The organism is Terrabacter sp. Soil810 (assembly GCF_001429645.1).
GTDB lineage: Bacteria > Actinomycetota > Actinomycetes > Actinomycetales > Dermatophilaceae > Terrabacter.
Window position 1 is genome coordinate 1,894,953 of sequence record NZ_LMSW01000011.1, and the last position, 23,521, is coordinate 1,918,473.

19 protein-coding genes are annotated in these 23,521 nt (G+C 71.8%); 5 read left to right on the forward strand and 14 right to left on the reverse strand.

Annotated features, from left to right (window positions below; all coding sequences use genetic code 11):
* Positions 1–19: 19 nt before the first annotated feature.
* The 3 genes from ASG96_RS14700 to ASG96_RS14710 all read right to left on the reverse strand — a co-directional run bounded on the left by ASG96_RS14700 (position 20) and on the right by ASG96_RS14710 (position 4,570).
* Complete coding sequence (locus tag ASG96_RS14700) at positions 20–1,798, reverse strand: ABC transporter substrate-binding protein (RefSeq protein ID WP_056757524.1); 1,779 nt, start codon at positions 1,796–1,798, stop codon at positions 20–22.
* A 70-nt stretch (positions 1,799–1,868) separates the two neighbouring features.
* Positions 1,869–2,879, reverse strand: a complete 1,011-nt coding sequence (locus ASG96_RS14705) for an ABC transporter permease (protein ID WP_235509161.1) — start codon at positions 2,877–2,879, stop codon at positions 1,869–1,871.
* A gap of 290 nt (positions 2,880–3,169) precedes the next feature.
* On the reverse strand, positions 3,170–4,570 hold the full coding sequence (locus tag ASG96_RS14710) for a replication-associated recombination protein A (RefSeq protein ID WP_057588313.1): 1,401 nt from the start codon (positions 4,568–4,570) through the stop codon (positions 3,170–3,172).
* A 20-nt stretch (positions 4,571–4,590) separates the two neighbouring features.
* On the opposite strand from ASG96_RS14710, the gene ASG96_RS14715 reads away from it, so the two are divergent.
* Both ASG96_RS14715 and ASG96_RS14720 read left to right on the forward strand, forming a co-directional pair.
* Entirely contained in the window at positions 4,591–6,783 is a 2,193-nt protein-coding gene (locus ASG96_RS14715) for an MMPL family transporter (protein WP_057588314.1), read from the forward strand.
* Complete coding sequence (locus ASG96_RS14720; RefSeq protein ID WP_057588315.1) at positions 6,780–7,544, forward strand: GNAT family N-acetyltransferase; 765 nt, start codon at positions 6,780–6,782, stop codon at positions 7,542–7,544. The genes ASG96_RS14715 and ASG96_RS14720 overlap by 4 nt, the downstream gene beginning before the upstream one ends.
* 16 nt (positions 7,545–7,560) lie before the next feature.
* Here ASG96_RS14720 and ASG96_RS14725 read toward each other — a convergent pair whose 3' ends face one another.
* From ASG96_RS14725 to aspS, 4 genes are all read right to left on the reverse strand, one after another.
* Entirely contained in the window at positions 7,561–7,995 is a 435-nt protein-coding gene (locus tag ASG96_RS14725; protein ID WP_056757539.1) for a VOC family protein, read from the reverse strand.
* Positions 7,996–8,004: 9 nt separating this feature from the next.
* Positions 8,005–8,457, reverse strand: coding sequence for a helix-turn-helix domain-containing protein (locus ASG96_RS14730; RefSeq protein ID WP_056757542.1), 453 nt, complete (start codon positions 8,455–8,457; stop codon positions 8,005–8,007).
* A gap of 24 nt (positions 8,458–8,481) precedes the next feature.
* Positions 8,482–10,191 carry a peptide-N4-asparagine amidase gene (locus tag ASG96_RS14735; protein ID WP_082591783.1) on the reverse strand — a complete coding sequence of 570 codons (1,710 nt, stop codon included), beginning with the start codon at positions 10,189–10,191 and terminating at the stop codon, positions 8,482–8,484.
* Positions 10,192–10,316: 125 nt separating this feature from the next.
* Positions 10,317–12,146, reverse strand: coding sequence for an aspartate--tRNA ligase (gene aspS, locus ASG96_RS14740; protein WP_057588317.1), 1,830 nt, complete (start codon positions 12,144–12,146; stop codon positions 10,317–10,319).
* Positions 12,147–12,284: 138 nt separating this feature from the next.
* On the opposite strand from aspS, the gene ASG96_RS14745 reads away from it, so the two are divergent.
* Positions 12,285–13,379: an acyltransferase gene (locus ASG96_RS14745; protein WP_056757549.1), complete on the forward strand. Its 1,095-nt coding sequence runs from the start codon at positions 12,285–12,287 to the stop codon at positions 13,377–13,379.
* 45 nt (positions 13,380–13,424) lie between these two features.
* Here ASG96_RS14745 and ASG96_RS14750 read toward each other — a convergent pair whose 3' ends face one another.
* Entirely contained in the window at positions 13,425–14,951 is a 1,527-nt protein-coding gene (locus ASG96_RS14750; protein WP_057588318.1) for an MFS transporter, read from the reverse strand.
* Between the two features lie 112 nt (positions 14,952–15,063).
* Between ASG96_RS14750 and ASG96_RS14755 the strand changes: the two genes are divergently transcribed.
* Positions 15,064–15,771, forward strand: a complete 708-nt coding sequence (locus ASG96_RS14755; RefSeq protein WP_082591784.1) for a TetR/AcrR family transcriptional regulator — start codon at positions 15,064–15,066, stop codon at positions 15,769–15,771.
* Between the two features lie 44 nt (positions 15,772–15,815).
* Here the strand turns inward: ASG96_RS14755 and ASG96_RS14760 are convergent, their stop codons facing one another.
* Positions 15,816–16,730, reverse strand: coding sequence for a LysR family transcriptional regulator (locus ASG96_RS14760; RefSeq protein WP_057588319.1), 915 nt, complete (start codon positions 16,728–16,730; stop codon positions 15,816–15,818).
* A 73-nt stretch (positions 16,731–16,803) separates the two neighbouring features.
* On the opposite strand from ASG96_RS14760, the gene ASG96_RS14765 reads away from it, so the two are divergent.
* On the forward strand, positions 16,804–17,805 hold the full coding sequence (locus tag ASG96_RS14765; protein ID WP_057588320.1) for an EamA family transporter: 1,002 nt from the start codon (positions 16,804–16,806) through the stop codon (positions 17,803–17,805).
* Here ASG96_RS14765 and ASG96_RS14770 read toward each other — a convergent pair.
* The 5 genes from ASG96_RS14770 to murJ are packed head-to-tail and all read right to left on the reverse strand — an operon-like array spanning position 17,710 to position 23,518.
* Positions 17,710–18,135 carry a YchJ family protein gene (locus tag ASG96_RS14770; RefSeq protein ID WP_082591808.1) on the reverse strand — a complete coding sequence of 142 codons (426 nt, stop codon included), beginning with the start codon at positions 18,133–18,135 and terminating at the stop codon, positions 17,710–17,712. The two genes, ASG96_RS14765 and ASG96_RS14770, sit on opposite strands and share 96 nt — an antisense overlap.
* Positions 18,132–18,809: an NUDIX hydrolase gene (locus tag ASG96_RS14775; RefSeq protein WP_057588458.1), complete on the reverse strand. Its 678-nt coding sequence runs from the start codon at positions 18,807–18,809 to the stop codon at positions 18,132–18,134. Before ASG96_RS14775 ends, ASG96_RS14770 begins: the two co-directional genes overlap by 4 nt.
* Before the next feature lie 7 nt (positions 18,810–18,816).
* Positions 18,817–20,589, reverse strand: a complete 1,773-nt coding sequence (locus ASG96_RS14780; RefSeq protein ID WP_082591785.1) for a CTP synthase — start codon at positions 20,587–20,589, stop codon at positions 18,817–18,819.
* Between the two features lie 11 nt (positions 20,590–20,600).
* Positions 20,601–21,749, reverse strand: coding sequence for a glycosyltransferase family 4 protein (locus ASG96_RS14785; RefSeq protein WP_235509162.1), 1,149 nt, complete (start codon positions 21,747–21,749; stop codon positions 20,601–20,603).
* On the reverse strand, positions 21,746–23,518 hold the full coding sequence (gene murJ, locus ASG96_RS14790; protein WP_235509163.1) for a murein biosynthesis integral membrane protein MurJ: 1,773 nt from the start codon (positions 23,516–23,518) through the stop codon (positions 21,746–21,748). The genes ASG96_RS14785 and murJ overlap by 4 nt, the downstream gene beginning before the upstream one ends.
* Positions 23,519–23,521: the final 3 nt, after the last annotated feature.

The following is a 23,521-nucleotide window of genomic DNA, read 5'->3' on the forward strand; positions in this document are numbered from 1 at the left end:
GGGCGCTGTCACTGACGACTTACTGGTCGAGCCACACGTCAGTGAGGTCCGGCATGCCCTTGTTCGGGTTGTTGTGGACGTTCTTGACCTTCGTGCCGAAGACCGAGTTGCCCTTGTCGTTGTTGTCCGGGATGGCCAGGAGGTAGTTCTCCGTCAGCCACTTGTCCATCTTGCCCCACTCCGGGCCCTGCTCCGTGATGGAGAGGTTCTGGATGCGCTTGATCTCGGCGTCGATCTTGGCGTCGGAGAAGTTACCGAACGTCGTACCACCCTGCGAGAGGGCGATCGTGCCGATGGTGGGCGGGATGATCGAGTCGGCGGACGGCCAGTCGAAGCACCATCCACGCGGCGACTGGAGCATGTTGTACTTGCCCTTGGGGTCGCCGACGATCTTGCGACGCTCGGCTCCGGGGACACCGATGTCCTGAACCTTGAAGCCGGCGGCCTCGAGCTTCTGCTTGCGGACCTGGTTGACCTTCTGCGCGATGTCGTCGTCGTTCGTGTAGTAGTAGATGAGCTCGAACGGCTTGTCGGGGCCGTAGCCGGCCTTGGCGAGCATGTCCTTGGCCATCGTCGGGTTGCCGTCGCCCTGACCGTTCATCTTGACGCCCGGGGCAGCCTCGGCCTCGTAGTCGAGGTGACCGGGGATCTGCGGCGGGATGATCGTGCTGGCCGGCGAGAACGAGTGCGTCGTCTCGCCTCCGGCCTTGTGGATCGAGTCGAAAGGCCACGCCACGGCGATCGCCTTGCGGATCTCGAGCGGGATCTTGCGGGCGTCCATGTTGACCATGAGCACGCAGGAGGACGGGCCCTCCTCGAACTGGGCCTTCTTGTCGCCCTCGATCTGCGGGATGAGCGAGGAGTCGATGGCGTCCCAGTTGAGGCTCGTGGCGTCGTCACCGTTGGAGGCAAGGATGGCCGTCTGCGTCTTGATGGTGTCGACGCCCCACTTGAAGTGGAAGCCGTCGGGGTAGTCGTTGCGCGCCGGGTCCGTGGCCGGGTCCCAGTTGGGGTTGCGCTTGAGGACCAGCTCGGTGCCCGGGGTGTACTTGTCGAACATGTACGGGCCGGTGGCGAGCGGGTGCAGCTGGTAGTCGGCCTTCTTGTCCTTCGCCTCGGGGATCGGCGTGAACTGGTTGAAGGAGACGAAGTAGGGCAGCGTCTCGAAGCGCTTCTCGAGGTGGAAGACGACGGTCTTGTCGTCGGGGGCCTCGACGCCCTTCCAGCTCTTGTCACCCTTGTAGGGGCCCTGGTAGTCGGCGCCACCCTTGAAGAACTCGCGCTGGTACGTCGGGCCGTTGGCCGCGAGGTCGGGGTCGAACGAGCGCTTCGCGGCGAAGACGATGTCGGCAGCCTTGACGGGGGTGCCGTCTTCGTACTTGATGCCGTCCTTGAGCGTGAAGGTCCACGTCAGGCCGTCCTCGGACGCCTTGCCGAGGTCGGTGGCGAGGTCCGGCACCAGCACCTGCTTGCCGTCGCGGCTGACGTAGGTCGTCAGGGCGCGGTGCGTGAGCGAGAAGATGACGGCCGTGTCCTGGTAGAACTGGTCGCTCGGGTCCATGTTGGCGGGCACCGTGGAGTAGGGCACCGTGAGGATGCCGCCCTTCTTGGCACCGGGGATCTCCGGGGCGGGGCCCTTGGCGTTGGGGTCGAGGGCGGCACCCGCCTGGTCGACCGGCGCGTTTCCACCGTTGGTGCCGTTGCCGGCACCGCCGTTGTTGGCGGCAGGCGCGCCGCAGGCCGCGACGAAGCCGAGGGAAGCCGCGGCTCCCACGGTCAGGACTTTGGTCCAGCGCATTGTTGTTTGCTCCCTTTGTGCTTGTCCCGGCGTTTTGCCGAGAACATCTGGTGACCGTGACCCGGTGGGGTCAGCGGCGGCTGGTGGGGTCGAAGGCGTCGCGGATCGAGTCGCCGAGCAGGCTCAGGGCGAGCACGAGCAGCGACAGGCCGATGACCGAGGGCCAGAGCCACAGGGGGTACGTGGCGAAGAGGTTCTGCGCGTCGGCGATGGTGCGGCCCCACGACGCGGTGGGCTCGACGAGACCGGCGCCGAGGTAGCTCAGCGTCGCTTCGTAGGTGATGTAGGCCGGGACGGCGATCGAGGCGGAGACGATGATCGGACCGACGAGGTTGGGCAGGATCTCGCGGAAGAGGATCGAGCGGGTCGGCACGCCGATGGCGCGTGCGGCCTGGACGAACTCGCGCTCGCGCAGGCTCTTGACCTCGCCGCGCACGAGGCGAGCCAGCCCCATCCACCCGAAGACCACGAGGATGACGATGAGGACCCAGAAGCGGATCGCCGAGGTCTCCTCGGGAGTCAGGTCGCTGCCGGCCGCGATGCGCTTCTGCATGATCGGGATGATGGCGAGCACGAGCAGCAGGATCGGCAGCGACAGGAAGAAGTCGATGATCCAGGAGATGACCTTGTCGGAGGCGCCACCGAGGTAGCCGCCGACGAGCCCGAGGGTCACGCCGATGATCGTCGAGGCGAACGCCGCGACGAAGCCGATGATGAGCGAGGGGCGCGCGCCGTAGGCCCAGCGGGCGAAGAGGTCACGACCGAGTCGCGGCTCGACGCCGAGCCAGTGGGCCGAGCTGGCCCCGACGGTCGGCAGGCCGTTGAAGTCGACGAGCTCCGTGTGCACCGTGCTCGGGTCGGCCTTGGCCCCGGTGATGGGGTCGACGGCCTCGAGGGAGACGAGGAACGGGGCGAAGATCGCGATGAGGAGGAACAGCAGGATGATGACGGCGCAGACGACCGCGACCTTGTCCCGCTTGAGCCGGGCCCAGGCCACCTGACCGGGAGAACGGCCCGTGCGGACGTCCTGGGTCTCGGGGGCCGTCGTCGAAGCCGTCTCCTCGGATTCCTCGGTCAGCATGGCCGCTGAGGGCTCCGGCATTGCGTTCAACGCGTTGTCTCCATCCTTGTGGGATCACATCCGGCCGGGGTTTCGTCACCCGGACCGCCCTCGGAGGCACACCAGATGATCCGGATGCCACCCCCGCCGGGACGTCGTGAGCCTGCCACACAGTTTCGCGCTGTCCAAGCATCGAGACGTGCATGGATGACAAATCGTTACCGAGCACCACGTCCGGCCACACATTGTTCGTCCACGCCCTGCGGACCCGAAACATTGCCCGACGACGCAGGCGTGAGCGGCCCCTCCGGTCACTCCCCGCGCGTGCGCCCCAGACGTCCCGAGAGCCATTCCCAGCGCGTCCGGAGGCGCTCCTCGAACCCGCGGTCCGTGGGCCGGTAGTAGCTGACGGCGTCGTGCAGGTCGTCGGGGAGGTACTGCTGCGCGGCGACCCCGTCGGGCTCGTCGTGCGCGTAGACGTACCCCTTGCCGTGACCGAGCCGCTCGGCGCCCGCGTAGCCGCTCCCCCGCAGGTGCGGGGGGACGGCGCCGCCACGGCCCGCGCGCACGTCCGCGATCGCCTCGTTGATCCCGAGGTATGCCGCGTTGGACTTGGGTGCCATGGCGTTGTGCACGACCGCCTGGGCGAGGATGATCCGCGCCTCGGGCATGCCGATCTGGGCCACCGCGTGCATCGCCGCCACGGCGGTCTGCAGGGCGGTGGGGTCGCCCATGCCGACGTCCTCGCTGGCGGAGATGACGATGCGGCGGGCGATGAAGCGGGGGTCCTCCCCCGCCTCGAGCATCCGCGCGAGGTAGTGCAGGGCGGCGTCGACGTCACTCCCCCGCATCGACTTGATGAGCGCGCTCGCGACGTCGTAGTGCTGGTCGCCGGCGCGGTCGTAGCGGACGGCCGCCTGGGCGACGGCCTGCTCGACGTCGGCCAGGGTGATCCCGACGGGGTCGTCGGACGTCCGGCCCGCAGGCTGGGCGTCGAGCGCGACGCCGGCGGCGGCCTCGAGGGAGGTCAGCGCCCGACGCGCGTCGCCGCCGGCGATCCGCACGAGGTGGTCGGTGGCGTCGGCGGCGAGGGTGTGCGCGCCGTCGAACCCGCGCTCGTCGGTGAGCGCGGCTGCGAGGAGCTCGGCGATCTCCTCGTCGGACAGCGACTCGAGCGTGACGAGCACCGACCGCGACAGCAGGGGCGCGATGATGCTGAACGACGGGTTCTCGGTCGTCGCCGCGACGAGGATGACGGTGCGGTTCTCGACGCCCGGGAGCAGCGCGTCCTGCTGGGCCTTGGTGAAGCGGTGGATCTCGTCGAGGAAGAGCACGGTCTGGCGGGCGTAGAGGTCACGCTCCCGGACGGCCGACTCCATGACCGAGCGGACGTCCTTGACACCGGCCGTGACGGCCGAGAGCTCGACGAAGCGGCGTTCGGCGGCTGTCGCGACGAGGTGGGCGAGCGTCGTCTTGCCCGTGCCCGGCGGCCCCCAGAGGATCGCCGACAACGGACCCGCGGCCCCGCCGGAGCCCTCGATGAGCCGGCGCAGCGGGCTGCCCGGACGCAGCACCTTCGCCTGGCCCCGGACCTCGTCGAGGGTGCGCGGGCGCATCCGGACGGCGAGCGGGGCGACGCCGGCCGATGCGGGCTGCTCGCCGCGCTCGGCGGCGGAGGCCGCACCGAAGAGGTCCTCCGTGCTGTTCGACATCACTGTGGAAGGCTATCCGCGTGCAGAACCCCTCACCCGCGGGCCCGCCGCGCACCCGGCTGGCCCGTCTCGGCGGACTCATCGCGCGGCACCCGCGCACCTGGGTGGCGGCCTGGGCCGTCATCGCGATCGCGTGCTTCGCCGTCGCGGTCGGTGGCGTGACCGGGGAGTCGCTCTTCGAGCGGCTGCACTCCGGTGCCCCGACCGTCGAGTCCGAGTCCTCCCGGGCCCAGGACGTCATCGCCGAGAGCCAGCCGGCGCTCGAGACCCTGACGATGCAGGTGACCGGGGCCGACCTCACCGACGTGGCGACGGTGCAGGCCGGCGCGTCCGCGACCCGTGAGGTCGCACAGGTCCCGGGTGTCAAGACCGTGCGGTCTCCGCTGCTCGCACCGGGCGGCGTCACCGACCCCTCCGTGGCGCCGTTGCTCAAGGGCGGGACCCCGGCCGCGGGCGGTTTCGTCACCGTCGTCGACTTCGAGCCCGGCCTCGACAAGGCAGCCCAGGACGCGGCCGAGACGCAGGCCGAGACGCGGCTGCTGGCCGTCGCGACGAGCATGGACGCCCAAGGGTCCGTGGGAAGCACGAGCAAGGTGATCGAGGCCATCACAACGACCGTCGAGCGCGACCTGCTCCGGGGCGAGGGCATCGCCCTGCCGCTCACCTTCATCGTCATGTTCTTCGTCTTCGGCGGCTTCGTCGCCGCTGGCATGCCGGTCGTCGGTGCCGTCGTCTCGATCGGCGGGGCCCTGCTCTCGCTCTTCGTCTTCTCCCACGTGGTCGAGCTCGACGCCACGGTCGTCAACATCGTCACCCTGCTCGGCCTCGGCCTCTCCATCGACTACGGCCTCCTGACGGTGAGCCGCTTCCGCGAGGAGCTCGCCCACCGCGAGCACGAGGTGCCGACGCGCGAGGAGGTCGCGCACGCGGCCGAGCGGACCGTGGCGACGGCGGGCCGCACCGTCCTCTTCTCCGGCCTGACCGTGGCGATCGCCCTCGCCGGCCTGCTCGTCTTCGAGGCGTCGATCATGCGCGCCATCGGGGTGGCCGGGGTCAGCGTCGTCCTCGTCGCGATGGTCGTCGCCATCACGCTCGTGCCCGCACTCTGCGTCGTGGGCGCAAAACGCCTGTCCCGCAAGGCCGTCGAGCCGACGTCCGACGTCGGCTTCTTCTCCCGGCTGGCCGTCGGGGTGCAGCGCCGACCCGTGATCGTCATCCTCGGGGTCGTCGTCGTCCTGGTGACGCTGGCGCTGCCCACCTTGTCGATGAAGCTCACCTCGTCGGGCACCGAGCTGCTCCCGAAGGACGCGCCCCAGCGGGTCTTCTTCGAGCAGCTCGACCGGGACTACCCCGCACTCTCCGCCCCGGAGGTGACCGTCGTCGCCCGGACGGCCGACACCGCCGCCGTCACGGCGTGGGCCCAGCAGTTCCGCAGCAGTCCGGGTGTGGAGGCCGTCGTCGTCCGTCCGCTCGGGAGCACCGACCAGCGCGTCGACATCCGCGTCGCCGGGCGTCCGACGTCCGACGAGGCCCAGGACCTCGTGACGACGATCCGCGGGACGAGCGCACCCTTCGAGACGTTGACGACGGGGCAGGCCGCGGGACAGATCGACTTCCTCGACTCGATGTCCGCCCGCGCTCCGTACGCCGTGGCTCTCGTCGTGCTCGGCACGTTCGTCCTGCTCTTCCTCATGACAGGGTCGGTCGTCCTGCCGGTCAAGGCACTGCTGCTCAACGTCATCTCGCTCGGCGCCGCGCTCGGCGTCGTCGTGTGGATCTTCCAGGAGGGCCACCTCGAGGGCCTCCTCGGGTTCACCTCGGTCGGCGCGATCGAGTCGATGGTGCCGTTCCTCGTGCTCGCCTTCGGGTTCGGCCTGTCGATGGACTACGAGGTGTTCCTGCTCTCCCGGATCGTCGAGTTCCACCGGCACGGCGCCGGCAACGACCGCGCCGTCTCGCTCGGCCTCCAGCGAACGGGCCGCATCATCACGTCGGCGGCGCTGCTCATCGTCATCGTCTTCGGCGGCTTCGTCGCCGGCGACATCCTCATCATCAAGGAGATGGGCGTGGCGCTCGTCGCGGCCGTCGCCATCGACGCGACGCTGGTGCGCATGCTGCTCGTCCCCGCGACGATGACGGTGCTCGGCCGATGGAACTGGTGGGCCCCCGGGCCACTGCGCCGCCTCCACGACCGGTTCGGGATCACGGAGTGACCGCCGTCGTCAGCGCGCACGGTCTCGACGACCTGCTTGACGCGACCGGTCGCCACCCCTTCGTCAGGTGGGAGGTCACCGACGACCTGGCCACGACCTGGTGGAGCTCGGCCGACGCCGTCGCCTTCCAGCGCACCCGCAAGGCCGTGCGCCGCACCGTGAACGTCCTCGGTGGCGACGACGGGGTCACGGCGCTGCTCGACCACCTGCCGGAGATCGCGCAGACGGTCTCCCCCGGACGTCGCGCCTTCTCGGTCACCGTGCCGCAGCACCTCGAGCCACGGCTGCGCGAGCGCTACCGCGTCATGGACGGAGGTGACTGGGAGTGGTTCCACACGACCACCGCCCCGGAGGAGCATCCGTCGCACGAACAGGTGGTCGTCCTCGACGACGTCGCGCGGGGCGACGAGGTGCGCGCTTTCCTCGAGGCGCACTCCCCCACGGCCGACACCGAGCCCGGCGGGGGCGACCGTTGGTTCGCGGTCGAGGACGGCGACGGTACGCTCCGCGCGGTCGCCGCCTGGGGCACGACGCGTGGCGGGGCGCCGCACCTGTCGTCCGTGGCCGTCGACGCGCGGCTGCGCGGTCAGGGCCTCGGCCGCACCATCGTCGGCGCGATCACCCGACTGGCCGTCGCCGAGACGGGTGTCTGCACCCTCGGGATGTACTCGCACAACGCGGTCGCGCGTGGGCTCTACGCGTCCCTCGGCTACGACCGGCTCTGCGCCTGGTCGAGCCGCCCGGTCGTCATCGACCACTGACCGGGCGGCCTCGGCCTCAGGCGAAGTCGGCGGCCACGACCTTCCGGTCGGCCTCCTGTACGAGGACGATCCAGTTGCCCGAGTTGTCGCGGCACACGGCCTCGGTGCCGTAGGGCCGGGCCGACGGAGGCTGGAGGAACTCGACGCCCTTCGCCGTCAGGTCGGCGTAGGTCTTCTCGCAGTCGTCGACCGAGAGGCCGAGCCCGTTGAGGCCGCCGGCGTCGAGGGCCCGCTTCATCGCCGTGACGAGCTCGTCGGAGAAGGGGGGTCCGGGGATCGCGAGGCTGACCTGCAGCTCCGGCTGGCTCGGGTGCACGACGGTGCACCAGCGGTAGCCGTCGCCGAGGGTGATGTCGTCCTTCTCCTCGAACCCGAGGACGTCGACGTAGAAGCGCTTGGACTCGTCGATGTCCTTCACGAAGACGCTGACGATGGAGATGTTGGTGATCATGGGTCCACGCTAGGACGGCCCGGACGGCCCGCGCTTCTCCTGGGTTGCGGAGCCTTCGACGAGACCCCACATGAACATGAGGCAGCCCGGGATGTGCGGCGCACCCGTGGCGGCATACCTCGCCTGGAACTCGCTCGGGCTCTCCCCCACGACGGCCCGGAACCGGCTGCTGAAGGAGCCCAGGCTCGAGAAGCCGACCGCGTGGCACACCTCGGTGACCGTGAGGTTGGTGGCCCGGAGCAGGTCCTGGGCCCGCTCGATGCGCCGACGCGAGACGTACTCGGTTGGTGTCACGCCGTACGTCGTGCGGAAGAGCCGGAGGAAGTGGTACTTCGACAGGCGCGCCTCGGCGGCGAGCGCGTCGAGGTCGAGCGGCTCGGCGTAGTGCCGGTCGGCGTGGTCGCGGGCGCGGCGCAGGTGGACCAGCACGTCATCGGGCGCGCGTCGCTCCGTCGTGGTCACCCGCTCATTCTCGCCCTCCGCGCCTCAGCCGACGGCATCCGTGACGAACGTGCCGTTGACAGCGCGGAGCCGGTGGTCCCAGGACGTCGCGGGCCGGCCGAGGACCTTCTCGCTGAGCGTGGCCCGGGCACTGGTGTCGGCGGTCGCGTGCCGCTGGTCCCGCGGCACCCCGTAGATCCAGCTCGCCTGCCCGTCGTAGGACGAGGTCTCCGACCGGCTCGACAGGCGCGCCGCGCCGCGCGTCAGCGAGTCGTCGCGCGACCACGTGATGGCGATGTCGCCCGTGACGTCGTACGCGCCGGCGATGTCGCCGCGCGGATGGAAGCCGAGGACACCGTCCTTGTCCCAGCGGTGTCCGGTGCGTTCGACGGTCGGGGTCCCGTTCGCGAGCCCGGTCGCCACCACCTGGGTGTCGGTCCACGACGCCGTGAGCGTGTCGTCGGCCTCGTCGTCGGTCCACACGTGCCGCGACGTGTTCTCGAGCCGGCGCGTGACCGTGGTCGTCACCGGCCCGCGCGAGGTGGACAGCGTTCCCGTGACGCGGAGCTGACGTCGCGCGTCGAGATCGACGTGGCCCGCCTGGTCCCCCGCCCCCGACACGGCGCTCTCCACGACGGGGTCGCCTGCGTATGCCGTCCCGGTCGTCCCTGCGACGACGCTGCGGCCCGCGTCGCGCCAGATCCGGAAACGTGGCGAGATCGTCCAGCCGCCCTGACCGGACGGCAAACCCACGACCGAGAGGCGCACGTCGTGCGGTCTGCCGTCGTTGAGGCGGCCCAGGAACGGCGTCAGGTCGTAGCCGAGCGGCGGGATGTCGAAGGCCTTCGGTGACGGGATGGTGTACCAGAGGAACGGGTTGCTCCAGCCTCCGGTGTAGACGACGGGGTACGGCGCCGCGATCCCGGCGAGCTGCCCGTCGATGCGCACGTCGACCTCGCGGTAGGGCAGGCCGTCCGGACACGAGTAGCCCGTGCTCGCGGGGGCGCTCGTGTCCCAGAACTCCTCGCAGCCACCGCCGGAACCGGTCGCGAAGACGTCCGCGAGCAACCGGGTCGAGTTGCGGGGCACGGTCAGCGAGCCGACGAGGTCGGTGCCGTCGCGGGAGGTGTCGGAGAGCGGAAGGACGGCGTCGGACGTCCGGGCCGCCGGGGTGCCGCGTCCCGTGGTGTAGAAGTCGAGGTCGACCGTGACGTGGATGACTCCGGTGTACGTGGAGTCGACGACGTTGCCGATGAAGGCCTGCACCTGCTGCGGGTCCGCGAGCAGCGGCGCGAGGTCGGTGACGTCCTTCTCGACGTGCCAACGGATCCCGTCGACGCTCGGTTCGGGCGTCGAGAGCGTCAGCATGCGCACGCCACCGACGTCGACGTAGCCGATGCGGTCGAACTGCCGCCCGGCCACCGAACCCTCGAGCCGCATCACGACCGTGGACCACGGACCTGCGCACCCGACGGGCGGGGTGTAGGCCCGCGTGTGGACGTCGAAGTCGTCGAACGCGTCGTCGACGATCCGCACGGTGCAGTGACGGGTGGGTGGCACGGCGACGGGTGGCTCCGGGGTGCGCGGGTCGTCCCAGTCGGTGCCGAACTCCGGTGGCGGGGCAGCGGCGGGCGCGGTCGAAGGGACGGCGGCGGGACCGGTCGAGGGCAGGCCAGAGGCCGCGCTCGCGCCGGTCAGGGCGAGGACCGTGCCCAGGAGCACCGCTGTGACGGGACGGCGACGTGGTGTGCGCATGGTTCCGACCGTAGGACCGCTCGGGTCAAGGATGGGCAAAGCGCGTGGCAGGTGACGGCATACGTCAAGAAGGGGTTGTCGTCACCGCGGTGACGACAACCCCTCCATGGAGCGGGTGCTGGAGGTCAGCTCTGCTTGGGGCCGACCTCGGGGGCGCCCTGGGCTGCGGGGGCGGAGGCCGCGGGCTTCGCGTCGACGCCGGCCTCCTTGCGCTGCGCGGACGTGATCGGCGCCGGGGCCGCGGTCAGCGGGTCGTAGCCACCGCCGGACTTCGGGAAGGCGATGACGTCGCGGATCGAGTCGGTGTGCGCGAGCAGCGAGACGATGCGGTCCCAGCCGAAGGCGATGCCGCCGTGCGGCGGGGCACCGAAGGCGAAGGCCTCGAGGAGGAAGCCGAACTTCTCCTGGGCGTCCTCCTCCGACAGGCCCATGACCGCGAAGACGCGCTCCTGCACGTCGCGGCGATGGATACGGATCGAGCCGCCGCCGATCTCGTTGCCGTTGCAGACGATGTCGTAGGCGTAGGCGAGCGCCGGCCCCGGGTCGATGTCGAAGGTCTCGAGGAACTCGGGCTTGGGCGAGGTGAAGGCGTGGTGGACGGCCGTCCACGCACCGGCACCGACGGCGACGTCGCCTGAGGCGACGGCGTCGGCGGCCGGCTCGAAGAGCGGGGCGTCGACGACCCAGAGGAAGCTCCACGCGTCCTCGTCGATGAGCTCGCAGCGACGTCCGATCTCGAGTCGGGCGGCACCGAGCAGGGCCCGCGAGGGCTTGGCCGCGCCGGCGGCGAAGAAGATGCAGTCACCCGGCTTCGCGCCGACGTGCGCGGCCAGGCCGCCACGCTCGGCGTCGGTGAGGTTCTTGGCGACCGGGCCACCGAGCTCGCCGTCCTCCTGGACGAGGACGTACGCGAGACCGCGGGCGCCGCGCTGCTTGGCCCACTCCTGCCAGGCGTCGAGCTGCTTGCGCGGCTGGCCGGCACCGCCTGGCATGACGACCGCGCCGACGTAGTCCGCCTGGAAGACACGGAAGGTCGTGTCGGCGAAGTATCCGGTGCACTCGACGAGCTCGTTGCCGAAGCGCAGGTCGGGCTTGTCGGAGCCGTAGCGGGCCATCGCGTCGGTGTAGGTCATCCGCTGGAACGGGGCGTCGAGCTCGACGCCGATCAGGCGCCAGAGCGCCTGCACGATCGACTCGCCGAGCTCGATGATGTCGTCCTGCTCGACGAAGCTCATCTCGATGTCGAGCTGGGTGAACTCCGGCTGGCGATCGGCGCGGAAGTCCTCGTCGCGGTAGCAGCGCGCGATCTGGTAGTAGCGCTCCATACCGGCGACCATGAGCAGCTGTTTGAACAGCTGCGGGCTCTGCGGCAGTGCGTACCACGAGCCGGGCGCGAGGCGCGCGGGCACGAGGAAGTCACGGGCACCCTCGGGCGTCGACCGGGTCAGGGTCGGGGTCTCGATCTCGACGAAGTCGCGGGCACCGAGGACGGCGCGCGCTGCGGCGTTGACCTTCGAGCGCAGGCGGATCGCGGCGCCGGCCGAGCTGGCGCCGGGGCGGCGCAGGTCGAGGTAGCGGTGCTTGAGGCGGGCCTCCTCGCCGACCGTGACGCGCTCGTCGATCTGGAACGGCAGCGGCGCAGCCGGGTTGAGCACCTGGAGCTCGCTGACGATGACCTCGATGTCGCCGGTGGGCAGGTCGGGGTTGGCGTTGCCCTCGGGGCGCTCGCGCACCTCGCCGGTGACCTTGACGCAGAACTCGTTGCGCACGTCGTGGGCGCCGCCCTGGGCGAGCACCTCGTCACGCGCGACGACCTGGGCGACGCCCGAGGCGTCACGCAGGTCGAGAAAGGCGACCCCGCCGTGGTCTCGACGCCGCGCCACCCAGCCGGTGAGGGTGACGGTCTGGCCTGCGTGGTCGGCACGGAGAGTGCCGGCCTCGTGAGTGCGGAGCACGGAGGGTCCTTCCGGGACGTGGTTCGGGCGGCACGACGGCCGCCGGGGCTGAGCAGGGAGTGCGCTGGGGCGCCCGCGGCTGGTCGGCCGTGGGCACCGAGGACCAATCCTAGACCGCCTGCGCCTAGGCTCTTCGCCGTGCAGCACTCCCGCAACCGAGACCTCGACGGCGTCCGAGGTCTCGCCATCCTCCTCGTCGTGGCGGCCCACTCCGGGCTGCCGGTGCGCTGGGGCGGCCTGTCGGGCGTGACGCTCTTCTTCGTGCTGTCCGGCTACCTCATCACGAGCCTGCTCGTCCGCGAGTGGGACCGCTGGGGGTCGGTCAGCCTGTGGCGCTTCTGGGGACGACGGGCCCTGCGCCTGCTGCCCGCGCTCGCGCTCCTGATCGTGCTCGCTCCCCTGCTGCTCTGGGCGACGGGCGACGACCGGCTCTCGACCTACCCGACCGCGGCCCTCGCCTCGCTCTTCTACGTCGGCAACTGGGTGCGCATCGGGGGCACCGACCTGGGGGTGCTCAACCACCTGTGGTCGCTCTCGGTCGAGGAGCAGTTCTACGTCGTGTGGCCGGCCGTCTTCATCGCCCTCATGACGTGGCTGCGCAGCCGCGCCCTCGCGGTCGTGCTCAGCCTGGCGGCGCTCGCGACCTTCTACTCCGTGTGGACGAGGGGCAGCGCGATCCGCCTCGACATCTCGACCGAGACGAACGCGTTCGCCCTCCTGCTCGGGGTGGCACTGGCGTTCGCGATCGCCGCGGTGCGCGCGCGTGGCTGGGAGCTGCCGTCGACGAGCCCCCTCGTGCCCTTCGTCGTCCTGGTCGCCGTGTCGGCCTTCCCCGGGCACGGGCTCGAGGTCGACCACCCGCTCTTCCGGCCGCTCGGTGCCGTCTACGCCGTGCTCGGCGTGTGGCTCGTGTATGCCGCCGTGTCGGGTCACTCGCGCGTCGTGGGCTCCCGCGTCATGGTCTTCTTCGGGACGATCAGCTACGCGCTGTACCTGTGGCACCAGACGTTCATCAACAGCAGGCTGCTCGGCGAGCACACGACCCCACGCAACCTCGTGCTCATCGCGGCCGCGGTCCTCGTGTCGTGGCTCTCGTGGGTGCTCGTCGAGCGACCCGTGGGCCGGCTGCGCGGTCGGCTGCGTCTCGACCAGCCGTCGCGCCGGCAGCAGGCCTTCGCCGAGACCCGCGACCGGGCCGCGCGGGACCCGCGTCCGGCCGCCCCGACGGCGTAGACGGCCCACGCGGGAGGGTTCCGCTCCGGTGCCGCCGGAGGGCCCCTACGCCGTCGTCCGAGCCCGGTCTCCCGCGGCTGCGGGCTCCGGGTCCGGCCCCGCGTCCGGTTCTGCTTCCGGTTCTGCGTGCTCGTCGACGTTGCGGGAGTCGGTGAGGCTGAGCGCCCCCCAGGTGGTCACGACTCCCACGAGGACGGCCAGGACGGCATACGTCACCCGTTCACCGTGGAAGAAGGACGAGACGAGCTCGGGGCTCCAGGTGCCTGCCGGCAGGACCGTCGTCACGAGGACGGCCACGAGGGTGCCGACGACCGCGGTGCCGACGCTCGTGCCGACCTCCTGGGCCGTGTCGTTGAGAGCGGTGCCGATCGACGTCCGGTTGGCGGGCATCGCCTCGACGAGCGCCACCGCGCAGATCGTCATGACCGTGCGCAGGCCGACCGTCATGACGACCATGGAGGCAGCGATGGCGGGGTAGCCCCGGTCGACGCCCCACGCGAGGCCCAGGAGCGAGCCCGCGACAAGGGCCGCACCGACAAGGCACGCGATGCGGTGGCCGAAGCGCCGGGCGAGCCATTCCGAGAGCGGAGTGGCGAGGATCATCGTCATGATGAGCGGCAGGTTGGCGAGGCCGGCGCGCACCGGGCTCCAGCCGTAGGCGTACTGGAAGTGCAGGATGAGGCCGAACATGACCCCGGCCATCGCGATCGAGGTCCCGGCCTGTGCCACGGCGGCGCCGCGCACCGTGCCCCGCGAGAAGAGCGAGAGGTCGAGCATCGGCGAGGCGGAACGGCGCTCGTGCCGGACGAACGCGAAGAGGGCGAGGCCGGCACCGAGGACCGCCGCGACCGTGGTGGCCGACACCCAGCCGTGCTCGACGCCGCTCGTCAGGGCGTAGCAGCCGAGGCCGATGGCCGCGATGCTCAGCAGGGCGCCGGGCAGGTCGAGCCGGTCGTCGGTGAGGTCCTCGCGGCGGTCGGCGGGCACCCCGAGCCGGACTCCGACCCACGCGACCAGGGCGATGGGCGCGTTGACGAGGAGCAGCCACTCCCACCGGACGTGGGCGAGCGCCGTGCCGCCGAGGAGGGGCCCGAGGACGAAGCCGGACATCCCGACGATGATCATCACGGTCATGGCCCGCATGCGCAGAGCCTGGTCGTCGAAGAGCCGGAAGACGAGCGAGTTGGTGATCGGGGCCATCGCCGCCGCCGCGATACCGAGGGCCGCTCGGAGCGCGATGAGCTCGCCGGTCGTGGACACGGCGGCCACTCCGAGGCTGATGACGCCGAAGCCGGCGAGACCCCAGAGGAGCACCCGGCGTCGGCCGAGCCGGTCGGCGGCCGAGCCCGCGGTCAGCAGCAGGCCGCCGAACGTCAGCGAGTAGGCACCGGTGACCCACTGCAGTGCCGTCGTGGCGCCACCGAGGTCGCGGCCGATGGTGGGCAACGCGATGGTCAGGAGGGTGTTGTCCACCATCTCGACGAAGAAGGCGAGGCAGAGGGCGAGCATGGGCACCCAGGCCGCGCGGAGCGAGGCATAGGTCCGAGACGGGCCGGGAATCGTCGTGGTCATGGCACCTCCTGAAGTATCGAACGGCGTTCGACTCTCGAACACAGTTCGATAATATAGAACAGTGTTCGATGTAATGCAAGAACGACGGCACCGGGTGTGGTGGGATGGGGCCATGAGCCCACAGCGCCAGCGCGACGCCAGCTCCTCGAGGGGGCGCCGCCGGGCCTCGCACTCCCTCGACGCCGTGCTCTCGGAGGCGGTCGCCCTGCTCGACACGAGCGGCGAGCAGGCTCTGACGTTCCGGGCCCTGGCGGGCCGGCTCGGTGGGGGCGCCGCGAGCATCTACTGGTACGTCTCGAGCAAGGACGAGCTGCTCGACCGCGCCGCCGACCACGTCCTCGCGGACGTGCTGGCTGCGGTCCAGGACGTGGGGACCGGCGATCCCGTCGACGACCTCCGGACCATGGCCCTCAGGATCTTCGACGCCATCGTCGAGCGGCCCTGGCTGGGCGCGTACTTCATGCGCAACACGGAGGTGCAGCCGAACGCCCTGGCGATCTACGAGCGTCTCGGCGAACAGGTGCTCCGCCTCGACCTCACACCGCGGCAGAGCTTCCACGCGGTCTCCGCGGTCGTCGGCTTCGTCGTCGGCACGGCGGCCGACATGGGCCAGCAGCCCCCGGAAGAGGTGCTCTCCGGAGCGGTCCGACGCGACGAGTACCTCGCCAGGTATGCCGCGCAGTGGCGTGAGCTCGACCCCGCCACGTTCCCGTTCGTGCACGTCGTCGTCGACGAGTTCGCGGGTCACGACGACGCCGCGCAGTTCCGCGCCGGACTCGACCTCATCCTCGCCGGGCTGCGCCTGCAGGCCGGGACCTGAGCGGTCAGCTCCGAACGCGGCGGGTGATGTCCCCGCCACGCGGCTCAGACCGGTCGGAGGTCCCGGCCGGCCTCGGTGGCGAGCGCGTCGACCGCCGCGGCGAGCGCGGGCCGGTCGGTCATGGTGCGCCGCCAGACGAGGCTGACCGTCCGTTCGGACACCGGGTCGACGATGGGGACGGCGACGACCCGACCCGGGAGCGGGCCTCGGCCGAGGCGTGGCACGAGGGCGATGGCCTCCCCCTCGGCGACGAGGGCGATGTGGGTGGCGAACTCGAGGGCGACATGGGCGATCCGGGGAGCGCGACCGACGTCGGCATACATCTTCTGCAGCCACTGGTGGCAGATGGAGCCGGGCGCGACGCTGGCCCAGGCCTCGTCGAGCACGTCACCGACCCCGAGGCTGGCACGGGCGGCGAGCGGATGGTCCTCGTGAACGAGGACGTCGGCGCGGTCCCGTCCGAGGTCTCGCACCTCGAGGTGGTCCGGGATGGCGAGCGGCAGTGGCTCCCAGTTGTGCACGAGGGCGAGGTCGTGCGTGCCGGCGGCCACCGCATCCACCGCGTCCCAGGGGTCGATCTCGTCGGGCCGGAGGACGACGTCGGGTGCGGTCGCGCGAAGGCGGCCGATGGCGCCCACGACGATCCCGCGGTAGGCCGTGGCGAAGGTCGCGAGGCGCACCGTGCCGACCGTCTGACCGCTCGCCCCGTGGAGGCGCGACTCGAGCCGCTCCATGTCGGCCAGCAGGGCCCGGGCCGCGTCCGAGAGGGTCCGGCCCGCCTCGGTGAGCAGCACGCCGCGACCCTGCCGCTCGAGCAGCTGCACCCCGGTCTGGGTCTCGAGGCGCTTGATCTGCTGGGACACCGCGCTCGGGGTGTAGTCGAGGGCGGACGCGGCGGCCCCGACGGAGCCGTGGGCCTCGACAGCCACGAGCGAGCGCAGGGCGACCGGATCGATCATGTAGCGATGCTACATGGTGGGCCTCATGACAGTTTGATGGACGTGAACGGTCTGCAGCCCCGACGATGAGGTCATGCGCCGCCGTGACACCGCCCTCGCCGTGCTCGTCGCCCTCATCTGGGGCACGAACTTCGTCGCCATCCGCACCGGCATCGACTCGGTGCCGCCGTTCCTCTTCCTCGCGGTGCGCTTCGTCGTCGTCTGCATCCCGGCGGTCTTCCTCGTCCGACGGCCGGGGCTGCCGTGGCGCGACCTCGCCCTCATCGGCCTCTTCACGAGTCTCGGCCAGTTCGCGCTCATGTACCTCGCGGTGCACCTCGGGATGCCGCCGGGCCTGTCGTCGCTCGTGCTCCAGGCGCAGGTGCTCCTCACCGTCGTCATCGCCGCCGTCTGGCTGCGCGAGCGTCCGTCGACGGCCCAGCGCATCGGTGTCGCCCTGGGAGGAGCCGGACTCCTGACGATCGCGGTCGGTCGTGGGCTCTCGGCCCCGCTGCTCCCCCTCGTCGTGCTCGTGCTCGCCGCCGTGTCCTGGGCCGTGGGCAACGTGCTGACCCGCCGTGCGGGGGCGCTGACGGGTCCGGGCGCCGGGCTCGGGGTGACGGTCTGGTCGGGCCTCGTCGTGCCGGTGCCCGCCCTCGCACTCTCGTTCGCGTTCGAGGGACCGGCGGCCATCGGGGAGGCCCTGGGTCACCTGCAGTGGCAGGCCGTCGCCTCGACCGCCTACACCGCCTACCTCTCCTCCCTCGTCGGCTACGGGATCTGGAACACGCTGCTCAGCCGTCACCCCGTCGCGAAGGTGACGCCGTTCGCGATGCTCGTGCCGGTGTTCGGCATGGCCGCCGCGGCGGTCGCGTTCGACGAGCGGCCCAACGTCCTCGAGCTGGCCGGCGGGCTCGTGCTGCTCGCCGGCGTCGCCGTGGCGGTCACCCGGCGACGTGGCGGGGTGGCGGTGGCATCGCCGGCCGTGCCCGCCGACGGGTCACCCGTGCTCGCCGTCGACATAGAGCCAGCGACCGGCCCGGCGGGCGAAGCGGCTGACCTCGTGCAGCTCGCCCCGACGCTCGGCACCCGCTGAGGACTCCGACCACCGGGCGACGAACTCGACGACACCGTCCTCGTCGTCGGTCCCGCCGCGCTCGCTCCGCAGCACCGTCAGACCGGTCCAGCGCGTCGCCGCGTCGAGGTCGACCCGCTCGGGCCGGGTCCGTGGGTGCCAGCTGCGCACGAGGTACGCCTCGTCCCCCACGGCGAACGCCGTGTAGCGCGAGCGCATGAGCTCCTCCGCGGTGCCGGCCGGACGGTCGCCCGCGTGGAGCGGCCCGCAGCAGGCGGCATACGCCTGCTGCTGCGGGCCGCCACCGCACGGGCACCGCGCCGACGCAGCCAGCCCGAAGGCTCCGCTCACGAGCGCTGGACGCGCTGGGCCTCGCGGGCGGGCCACGGCGCGTCGTGCGGTCGCAACGTCGACCACCCACGGCTTCGGGACAGCCCAGCGGAGAGCAGCCCGACGAGCGTGGCCGAGTTGCTGATGCTTCCGTCGAGCGCCGCGTCGACGGCGTCGTCGAGCGAGACCCAGAGCGGTCGGATCCCGAGCTCCTCGGCGGTGCGCTGGTGGGCGTCGGCCGCGGCGACCTCGTGCAGGCCCCGAGCGAGGAAGATCCGCACCGTCTCGGGGAACGCCCCCGGCGACGTGACGTCGTCGGCGAGCACGTGCCACTCGTCGGCCGTCAGGTCGACCTCCTCGGCCAGCTCACGCGCGGCGGCCTCCCACGGCGGCTCGCCGTCGACGTCGAGCAAGCCGGCGGGGAGCTCCCACACGTGGCCGCCACTCGCGTGGCGGTACTGCCGGATGAGGAGCACGTGCGAGACCCCGTCGAGCTCGCGCAGGGCGAGCACGGCGACGGCGCCGGGGTGCGTCACGAAGTCACGGGTGACGACGCCCCCGGCGCCGAGGTCGACGCGTTCGCGCACGACGTCGAAGATGATCCCCTCGAAGGGGGTCGTCGTCTCGACCACCGGCTCGGCGGTCCACTCCTCGACGAGGTCGGCTGCGCTGCCCCGCGGCGCGTCCAGGCTCACCCGCGGCTCAGTCGGCGTCCGGGACGGCACCCGATGCCGAGACGGACGCGAGCTCGTCGCGCCCGGCACGCTCGTCGGCGTCCCGCTCGGCCTGGCCGGCGTCGACCGCAGCACGGTGGCGCTCGACCTCGACGAGACGCTCGCTGCGCTGGCGCTGCAGTGCGGCCCCGACCAGCCCTGCGAAGAGCGGGTGCGCGCGGTTGGGACGCGACAGGAACTCCGGGTGCGCCTGCGTCGACACGTAGTAGGGGTGCACCTCGCGCGGGAGCTCGACGAACTCGACGAGCGTGCCGTCGGGAGAGGTGCCGGAGAAGACGAGGCCCGCCTTCTCGAGGTCGGCCCGGTAGGAGTTGTTGACCTCGTAGCGGTGGCGGTGGCGCTCCTTGACCTCGGCCTCGCCGTAGGCCTCGCGGATGACGCTGCCCTCCTTGAGCGCAGCCGGGTAGAGCCCGAGGCGCATCGTGCCGCCGAGGTCGCCGGCGCCCTCGACGAACGCCTTCTGCTCCTCCATCGTGGCGATGACGGGGTGGTCGGTCTCGGGGTCGAACTCGGTCGAGCTCGCGTCCTGGTTGCCGAGGACGGCGCGGGCGTACTCGATGACCATGCACTGCAGGCCGAGGCAGATGCCGAGCGTCGGCACCTGCTTCTCGCGGGCCCACGTCAGCGCACCGAGCTTGCCCTCGATGCCGCGTACGCCGAAGCCGCCGGGCACGAGGACTGCGTCGACGCCCCCGAGCGCCTTCTGGGCCCCGGCCGGGGTCTGGCACTCGTCGCTGGCGACCCAGCGGATGTTGACCTTGGCGTCGTGGTGGAAACCGCCGGCACGCAGCGCCTCGGTGACCGAGAGGTACGCGTCGGGCAGGTCGATGTACTTGCCGACGAGCGCGATCTCGATGTCGTGCTCCGGGTCGTGGACCCGCTGGAGCAGCTCGTCCCACTCGGTCCAGTCGACGTCGCGGAAGTTGAGCCCGAGCCGGCGGATGACGTAGGCGTCGAGGCCCTCGCGGTGCAGCACCTTGGGGATGTCGTAGATGCTCGGGGCGTCGACTGCAGCGGCCACCGCGGTCACGTCGACGTCGCACATGAGCGAGATCTTGCGCTTGATCGGGTCGGGGATCTCGCGGTCGGCTCGCAGCACGAGGCCGTCGGGCTGGATGCCGACCTGGCGCAGGGCGGCCACGGAGTGCTGGGTCGGCTTCGTCTTCAGCTCACCGCTCGGCGCGAGGTAGGGCACCAGCGAGACGTGCAGGAAGAAGCTGTGGTCGCGGCCGATGAGGTGGCGCACCTGGCGGGCCGCCTCGAGGAAGGGCAGCGACTCGATGTCACCGACCGTGCCGCCGATCTCGGTGATGATGACGTCCGGGGCGTCCGGACCTCCGGTGGCGAGCGCGCGCATCCGGGCGACGATCTCGTTGGTGATGTGCGGGATGACCTGGACCGTGTCGCCGAGGTACTCGCCGCGGCGCTCCTTGGCGATGACGTTGTTGTAGACCTGCCCGGTCGTCACGTTGGCGCTGCCGACGAGGTTGACGTCGAGGAAGCGCTCGTAGTGGCCGATGTCGAGATCGGTCTCGGCTCCGTCGTCGGTCACGAAGACCTCGCCGTGCTGGAACGGGTTCATCGTCCCGGGATCGACGTTGATGTAGGGGTCGAGCTTCTGCATCGTGACCCGCAGGCCCCGCGATCTGAGAAGTCGTCCGAGGCTCGAGGCGGTGAGCCCCTTGCCGAGAGAGGAGGCGACGCCCCCGGTCACAAAGATGTGCTTCGTCGTATCCACCACGGGCTTTGAGTCTACGTCACTCCGCGGGGGTCCGTGACGTAGCGTTCCACCCACCGGCGCGTCTCGTCGTCGGGAGTGGGCCATCCGGCCGCCAGCACGCGGGCGGCGGCACCGTCGCGGAGCCTGGCCGCCGGGTCGCTGAGCAGGTGGTCCACTCGGTCCGCCACTGCGGCCGGGTCACCTACGGCGACAAGCGAACCCGCGTCCCCCACGAGGTCGGGTAGGCCGCCGGTCCTAGTCACCACGACGGGCAGCCCCGCTGCCATGGCTTCCTGGACGACGAGCGCCCGAGCTTCCCAGCGACTGGTGAGGACGAAGACGTCGGCGGCGCGGAACCACTCGGGCACATCGGTGCGGGCCCCCACGAACCGGACCTGCGCCGCGGCGACGTCGCCCTCCCCCTGCGGTATGCCGTCCGCCTCCTCCTCGAGGCGGGCGCGGAGCCGCGCGTCGCCGTCGCCGACGACGACCCACGTCGCGGCGGCGTGCGACAGTCGCGCGGCCTGCACGAGGGTCGGGAGGTCCTTCTGGGGTGCGATGCGCGACACCGTGAGCACGACGGGACGATCGGTGGCGATGCCCGCCGCGGCAAGGAAGGCGGCCCGCTCGGTGGCGTCGAGGGCAGGTCGACCCCGGAGGTCGGCGACCGCGGCGGACGGCACGAGGGCCAGCTCGGTGCATCGGGCCCCCAGTCGATCGGCGAGCTCGACGAGGTCGGCGCTCGCACCTGTCACGAGGTCGGCCCGGCGCAGGGACCAGCTGAGCAGGCGGCGGGCGACCGATGCCCTGGCGCGTGCGCTCGCGGACGGACCGGCCGGTGGGAGGTCGTTGTGGAGGGAGACCACGAGCCGCGGGCGTGGCCGGGCCCGGCTGACGGCCACGGCAGCGACAACGGCAGCCTGGTGCCCGTGTGCGTGCACGACGTCGACGGTGCACGCGAGGCGCATGATGCGGTGCCAGTCCACGAGACCGCGAGGAGCGCGCACCCCGCTGTGGACCGGCCACAGCCGGAGGGCGTCGGTCCAGCCGAAGGTGCGCGCCGTCGAGTCGGCCGTCACGACCTCGACCTCATGACCCTGCTCGCGCAGGCCGGTCACGAGGGCGTCGACGTGCGCGCCGACTCCCCCGGCCGCCCGGCCGAGCACCATGAGCACCTTCATCGCGTCTCCGAGGGGCCGGTGGCGTCGGACGTGCGGGCCGGGTCCACGACGCTCGGCGAACCGACGCTCGGCGAACCGGCGGTCGAGGAAGCGGGTCGTCGCCGACGCAGGCGGGCGAGCACCGACCGGTCTACGAGCAGGACGACGACCACGAGGGCCGCCGTGGCGGCCAGCGCGACGGCCACGGCCTGGACGGCGGCGGCCAGGAGTGCATCGGGGGTCCACAGACCACCGAGCCACCACCCGAGGACTGCCGCCGCCGCAGCTCCGGCGATCCCGGCGGCGACCGGGCGCACCGGGACGGCCAGCGCCGCGCCACCCCAGCTCCGCGCGACGAGGACCGCGAGCGCGACCGCCCCGGCCACGAGCCCCACGCTCGTGCCGAGGGTCAGGGCGCGCACGGTGGCGGCAGGTCCGGCGTCGCCCTCGAGAGCCACGAGGGGCACGAAGGTCGTCGTGAGCCAGGCCACGGCGACCACCGCGCCGGCGACCCGCGCGCGGCCGCGGACGTACGACGCCCGGGTCAGCAGTCCGATCGCGCAGAGCCCGACGATGCCGGGAGCCACGAGCGCCAGGGCGTCGGGGATGGCCGACAGGGCCTCGGCGCCCGTCCGGTCCGCTCGTCCCGCGTCGAGCAGTGCGAAGAAGGCGCCGACCGGTCGGGCGACGGCCACGAGCAGCCCCCCGGCCAGCAGGCCGGCGAGAAGAGTCGCGAGCCAGGTGCGACGCAGCACGTCCACGGCCGCCGGGCCCGGCGCAGAGCCCGGCGGAGGGCCCGGCGCGGGAGTCACGGTCCCGGCCCGCGGTGTCGCGTCCCGGCCGGCCTCCGCACTGCCCGCCAGCGTCGGGAACGCCGCTGTTGCGAGCGGGACGGCGAGGACGGCATACGGCAGCAGCGAGACCGCCTGGACGTAGATGTAGACGTTGAGCGTCCCGGGGCCGCCCCGGTCGTTGGCGAGACGGATGAAGACGAGGGTCGCCAGCTGCTGTCCGGCGACGGCGAGCAGCCCCGCCACGGCGAGTCGCCGGACCCTGGCGGCGACGCCGTGGGGGAAGCGGGTCGTCAGGCGGAGGTCGATGCCGGCGCGACGCACTGGGACGAGGAGCGGCAGGGACAGGGCCACGACCCCGAGGGTCGTGCCGACGGCGAGCACCGTGGTCGCCGATGTCGGCACCTGCGGGATCGCCGCCGCCGGGTCGGCGGCGAGGGCGGCGTACGCGACGTAGGTCGCGATCACGACAAGGCTCGACATGAGCGGGGCGAGGGCCGCCGCGACGAAGCGGTGGTGCGATTGGAGCAGCCCGCCGAGCACGATGCCGACGCCGTAGAGCGGGATCTGGATCGCGAAGACCCGCAGCAGGTCGGTGCCGAGACCCACCGCACCGGGACAGGACCCTCCGGCTCCGAGCAGAGCGCGCGCGATCGGCTCGGCGGCGAGGGCGACGAGCAGCCCGAGCGGCACGAGGACGACGAGCACCCACGTCAGCAGGGCGGAGGCCGTGTGGTCAGCCTCGGCTCTGTCCCCGCGGGCCAGCGCGCCCGCGACGAGGGGCACGGCGACTGCGGCGAGCACTCCCCCGGCCGCGATCTCGAAGAGCACGTTCGGCACGGCGTTGACCGACTGGTAGACGCTGCCGACACACGTCGCGCCGACCGAGTGCGAGAAGACGAACCATCGTCCGAAACCGACGACACGAGCGACGAGCGTGATGACCGCGATGGTCCCGGCCGCGGCGAACAGCCCACGGCGAGAGGCATGCCCGTTCACGGG